Source organism: Pedobacter sp. HMWF019 (genome assembly GCF_003061025.1).
Classification (GTDB): domain Bacteria; phylum Bacteroidota; class Bacteroidia; order Sphingobacteriales; family Sphingobacteriaceae; genus Pedobacter.
This window is the reverse complement of the sequence record NZ_QAIL01000587.1, coordinates 1-5,117: the sequence shown is the minus strand read 5'-3', so window position 1 is coordinate 5,117 and position 5,117 is coordinate 1. Positions and strand designations below refer to the sequence as shown.

Annotated in this window: 5 protein-coding genes; 1 reads left to right on the top strand and 4 read right to left on the bottom strand. The window is 36.1% G+C overall.

What is annotated here, in order from left to right:
• From DBR11_RS28160 to DBR11_RS28145, 4 genes are all read right to left on the bottom strand, one after another.
• Positions 1 to 1,383 (bottom strand): hypothetical protein (locus tag DBR11_RS28160; RefSeq protein ID WP_146186700.1); only part of this gene is annotated, 1,383 nt, incomplete at its 3' end.
• Positions 1,384 to 1,530: 147 nt separating this feature from the next.
• Positions 1,531 to 2,430 carry a hypothetical protein gene (locus DBR11_RS28155; RefSeq protein ID WP_108555861.1) on the bottom strand — a complete coding sequence of 300 codons (900 nt, stop codon included), beginning with the start codon at positions 2,428 to 2,430 and terminating at the stop codon, positions 1,531 to 1,533.
• A 25-nt stretch (positions 2,431 to 2,455) separates the two neighbouring features.
• A complete protein-coding gene (locus tag DBR11_RS28150) occupies positions 2,456 to 3,166 on the bottom strand; it encodes a tail fiber protein (RefSeq protein ID WP_108555860.1) in 711 nt (236 codons plus the stop codon).
• Between the two features lie 154 nt (positions 3,167 to 3,320).
• Complete coding sequence (locus DBR11_RS28145) at positions 3,321 to 4,016, bottom strand: hypothetical protein (RefSeq protein ID WP_108555859.1); 696 nt, start codon at positions 4,014 to 4,016, stop codon at positions 3,321 to 3,323.
• Between the two features lie 512 nt (positions 4,017 to 4,528).
• Here DBR11_RS28145 and DBR11_RS28140 point away from each other — a divergent pair.
• Positions 4,529 to 5,047, top strand: coding sequence for a hypothetical protein (locus DBR11_RS28140; protein ID WP_108555858.1), 519 nt, complete (start codon positions 4,529 to 4,531; stop codon positions 5,045 to 5,047).
• The last annotated feature ends 70 nt before the right edge of the window (positions 5,048 to 5,117 follow it).

Sequence of the window (5,117 nt, the reverse complement as noted above, 5' to 3'; positions counted from 1 at the left end):
GTTATATGAAAACTGATAACTCCCCCCATTTACCTCCTGCACATTATCTAATTTCAACCGCAACAAGGACTTAGCTACTGAATTCAATGATTGTGCATCATAGCCATTTCCACCTACATTCGTTGCATCAAAATAGGTGTAATTAAGCTTCCAAGACTTAACCAGAAGATTGTTAGAATTTATTAATTTAACAAGATCTAGTTTTTTAGCTCCTGGAATGTCAGATCGGTCAGACAAATCAAACTCAACTCTACCACCTTGAAATGTAATGGAATTCAAATAGGTATATCGCTCGGAATTATATGAAGTAAAAGTAAATAAATTATCGGCCGGCTGGCTTTGTCCTCCAATTGCATTCACATTTGCGAAATCTCGAGAATTATTAGATGCCCCAGATGATAAAAATGTTAATTTCTGAAGTTTCTGACTCGCATCCGGGTAATTACTAAATTCATCGGTAGTTAGGTACCCAAATGATATTTCTTTTCCATTATTTGTTATTATTTTAGACAGAAAATACATATTAGTAGCAGCTTCATTACCGCTACTTACCGCTCCGCCATTTCCCGCTTGCGTAAGTGTAGAATTCCTCAATGTTCTCTTAATTTCAAAGAAAAATTTAGATCCTGTTGGGGCAACTATAACAAATCCTGTATCGGTTTTACTCACAACATATCCCTTTTCATTCAAAACAACAATCTTATTGTTATGCTTGAAATCCAAAATAAACTTTAGAGTATGACCTAAGAAACTAGCAACAAAGATATCGGGTTCCGAATCATAATAACGCGAACTAAATAATGCCTCTTGTTGAGTAGAAAAATCCCCCTCAACGGGTATATACGCATTCGTTGCAATAGCAAATCCTTGTCGAGCTACAGGCTGAATTATAGGATAAGGATTCATCCATCCTACTCCATCATTATATGCATCACTATTAGCCCCTCCAATGTAACGATTTGGCAAATAGCGAGGGGAACCATCACCATTAAAGAAAAAATCTGGAAGCCTTTTAACAACAGGAAAAGCTCCTCCCTCTGCATCATAATCATCTCGATCGTTTATAGTTTGCACAATACTACCAAATTGTAAATCCCAACCTAAACCTACCCAACTTGCTTCTTGAGAGACTCGAATACCCTGCGAATAGTATGTTAACTGCAATGGAATTTTTATCTCATCCGTAATAATCTCATAAAGTGGTATGTTTATAGAAGGAATTCCTGTATACTCGCTCACAGGAAGTTCAACATATTTTAAAAATTGAAATGCCGTAGGAGAGACTGGATGTAGATTAGTAGTATTAAAAACATCTACTTGGCCTTTTACTGTATTAATTAATAATAGAAGCAATATCAATATTGAATTAAATTTTTTCATCATATTCTTTCATTGAAATTGATTTCCTAAAACTTTGCAAGAACTATCGTTCCGACTCTATTATTTCCATTTGGCGGAAATAAATTTATTTGGGTAATAGAAAAACTAACAGACCTTGTTAGCATTATACAGACAAAATGTTTCAGCATATTATTTAATTTTAGATTTTAAGTATTGTATTTCCTTGCTCTGTTCTTCCTGTCGCTTGTTCTGATCAATCAAATGCAAAGTCAGTTCTTCGATCTTCTTGAGCAGTTTCGCATTCATATCTCCAACCTCAATACCTTCAGCTTTCACTTCTGCTGCAGAAGGAATTCCGGGTAAATGACCATTTAACTTGATGTGTTTTTCTGTTTGCTCCAGCGTTGGAAGTTGATAGTCTTTCTCAAAGACATAATCTGGCCAGTTTGCTGCTTCTATTTTGAGTTCTTGCGCCCTGATTTTGCCATTTACTGAAAGTCTTTCTGTTGGGTTTAATGTTCCTAATCCTAGCCTTCCTGTTCCACTGTAAAAATTAAAGGATTCAGGAGATAAGCTATAGCTCCAGTTTGCTGTAGTAGTGGGCTGGTCTGCTTTTGTAAAAACGGGTACATAATCTGATCCCCGAACCAAGAAACTTAATCCAACATGAAAGCCAGGAGTTTTTATATAAACATCATAATAGTCTCTTCCAGGGCCATCGGATCCAGGGAAGGCATACCATTCAATATCTTTAACTGAGGCTCCATTGAGTGTGATAACCGGTTTCTGTTGTGCGGAAATATATTGAGGAAAGCTAAAGTCAACAAAAGCGCCCCCCTCACCTTGATAGTCCACAAAGTAGACCCGGCCAGATACGCCTGATCTGCCCCAAAAACCAAGATCTGCGTTATAATTTTTCATTCTGAATAGCTTAATCCATTCAGGCCCTGTATGATTATAGTATTCATACAAGAGTAATTTTGTGTTTGCTACAGTTCCTATTTCTGTTTGCGCAATTTCTTGTGCTTTCAAAGTGTTTACCCCAAGGATAAACAGAAGGAACAGTCCGATTTTTTTTATTGACTTCATATATATAATTGTATTGACTGGATTGCTATTGTGGTTTCTCTTGGCTCTTGAATACTGCCTTTTTAAGCTCTATATTATCTTTTTCCAATGCACTCATTTTTTTGTTTTGCTCAATGAGATAAAGCGTTAGCTCTTCGATTTTCTTGAGCAGTTTCCCATTCATCTCTCCGACTTCAATACCCTCTGCTTTTACTTCTGCTTCGGAGGGAATTCCGGGTAAATGACCTTTCTCTTTAATATGCGTTTCTGTTTGCTCTAGCGTTGGAAGTTCATAGTCTTTATCAAAGACATAGTCTGGCCAGTTGCCATTTTCAACCTTAATTTCTTGCGCCCTGATTTTGCCGTTTACGGATAATTTCTCTGTTGGGGTTGCCGTACCAATACCTACGTTGCCATTTCCAGAACCATTAGATTGAAAGCTGAAGCCTCGTTCAGGATCAATGAAAAACGTTGAATAATTAGCCTCGTCACCTTTAACTGAACTTTGTAAACGAAATCTGTTTTTCGCACTCGTTATGTCATTTCCTCTCTGCTCAATGTAACCACCGATACCATCTTCCCCTGAGTACAGGTAATTTTCTGCTTGACCTCCCCATCGAATGATTCCATTAACATGTAATGGGGCAAGCGGATTGGTTGTTCCAATACCAACATTACCAGTTGAAGGAAGGGTATTTTGGCCATAGGAATAAATAAATCCCAAGGCAAACACGAATGTCAAAAGTGTTTTTTTCATATAAAAGGTTATAAAGAGGTTATCGCGATAGCTGGGCGCTAAGTAAAATAAACTCAGTGCGACCACACTGCACTTAAGAAAATGTGGATAACTTTTTTTCTATAACCTTTAGAACGGCAAATGTATATGAGGGTGACGTTATTACTTAGAAAACTTAATCAGCTTTATTCCTGCTTTTTAACTCTGTTATTTGTTGTTGCAATATATTATTTTGCTTATCAGCTTCTTCTTTTTGCTGAATTAGGTATAAAGTTAACTCCTCTATTTTTTTGACCAGCAGCTTGTTCAATTCTCCTAAATTAGCACCATTCTTTGCCACTTCCTGCTCTGTAGGCATTTCTGGCAAATGATGATTTTGCTCTATATAAGACTTGACTTCTGTAAGTGGGCGAAGGTGGTAATTGGGTTTAAATACATAATCTGGAAACCCTGTCATATCAACCTTTACTTCCTTTGTATGGATAATTCCATTAACAGTTAATTTTGAATCTGGATTTGTTGTTCCTATGCCCACATTACCAATTGAGTTTACCCGAAAATACTCTGGATTGGTATTACTTCCCCAGCCATTGATTGTAAAAGCGTCAACATCGGGAGGAACACCTACATTCCAGTGAGCAATTCCAAGCGACTCAAATCTTAATCGCACGCCTGTCCGCGCTGTAGAAGCTTGATCATTAAGGCTCAAAAATGTGCCTAAGTTTGGACCATTACCTAATACGACCAATAGAGCATCTGGATTTGTTGTGCCAATTCCCACTTTACCACTCGATGGAAATGTATTGGTTTGTGCATAGTTACAAGAGTAAATAGCAAAGATTAGAGCTAAGGTGATTGTAATTTTTTTCATGTCTGTTTACTTAATTGATACATCAGTAGTTTAGAAAATTGTATCAGCAATACTAGACATCTTCAGTGCAGCCACACTGCACTGAAGAAAATGTTGGTAAACATTTTAAATTATTCCTGGGTTAAGTCGTGTAAACACTGAATCCCGGATAAGTCTGAGCTCGCTATATTTGATTTTCAGCTCTTAAATAACTCCCTATAACCAATCCTATTCCTTTAATCGTAGCACCATCTCCAGACAAATTAGCTCCAGTTTCTAGAAAGCTACCATAGATTATATTTCTTGCATCTTGACATGGCACCCCGAGAAGGTTAAATTATGCCTTTAATATATCCCCAATAAGATTATTACGAATATTTAGAACCTTAAGAATAAAATTTAAAATAAAAACGACAACCAAGAATGACACTTGGTACCTCTTAAGAGATTAAAGAGATACAATCGATTATTTAACTTTATTTAAGACAAGTCTTAAATAACATTGTTTAATTTACTGGCTATAACGGAAACCAATGCTGATAAACTTTAAAAAATTATTTAAGCCACTTATCTGCCTGGGGATTCTTACGCCATGTTTAAACAGCAATGCGCAAGTTGCCATATTTCAAAATACGATTGATAAACTTAGTAGCTATAAAAATTTTAGCTTCCAGTATATTTATAAACAAAAGGAGGCATTTGGTGATACCTTAATAATTGACCAGAAATTTATCTTCTTAAAGGCACCTGAAGATAAAGAAATTGGTTATTTCTTCAGGCATGAGTTCAAATACGGCGAGATGAAAGTTCCGACAATTGACTTATACTATGGAAAAACTCAAACTTCAATAAATTCCATTGATAGTACTTATCAGACGAACTCTCAACAAGCAATGACATTTAATCAGTCACTGCTTGGCCAATTAACTTGGATAAAAACATTTTTAAAGAAAAATCCCTCCAAACTTATGCAACTAGGTGATACTATTGTTAATTCCATCAATAGTTATCATTTAATTATTAATATTAGAGACTGGAGTTGCTACCTTTGAGTAGACAGCAAGTTAAGTGAATTTGGTAACTTAACAGAAATTATGTCACGAGAAAGAAAATCGTATCCAA